This is a genomic window from Vibrio sp. 1401 (genome assembly GCF_033340295.1).
The window spans coordinates 1-503 of record NZ_JAWOWF010000898.1 but is presented as its reverse complement, the minus strand read 5'-3'; the positions used below and the strand labels follow the sequence as shown (position 1 = coordinate 503).

The window sequence follows — 503 nt, the reverse complement described above, 5'->3', positions numbered from 1 at the left end:
CCGTCATTCCGCAGCCAATTTCAGAATTAAAACAATGTGATCCAGTGATCGTTTACAAATGTTAGTGCGACAGACCTCTTGACCGCGATCCCCAGTTTTGATCTATTACTGTTATTTAACGGTCACTTTATTATGTCTGCTTCTCAACCTGTCATTAAACGCCTAGATCACTTAGGGCTGATCGCTGCTTTCTGCCATGAAATCGGCTTACCTGGTATTATTGATCGCGTCATTCCCAAGTACTCGGATCATAACGTTTCACATGGCGATGCGGTCTTGGCGATGATTCTCAATGGTCTTGGCTTTCACAGCAGAACGCTGCATATGTTTTCTGACTTCTTCGAGACGAAGCCTGTTGCCAAGTTGCTTGCTAAAGATATTGAAGCTCACCATTTAACGGACGATGTACTCGGACGCACGTTAGATGCTTTATATGAAGCAGATGTCTCCGCACTTTATCAAGCGATTGCAGAGCATGTCGTTGATAAGCTAGGACTTAAAAC

1 protein-coding gene is annotated in these 503 nt (G+C 43.9%); it reads left to right on the top strand.

The genetic code is table 11. The annotated features are described in order from the left end of the window. Positions 1 to 132: 132 nt before the first annotated feature. A partial coding sequence (locus R7Z77_RS28775; protein ID WP_318137488.1) for a DUF4277 domain-containing protein occupies positions 133 to 503 on the top strand: 371 nt, incomplete at its 3' end.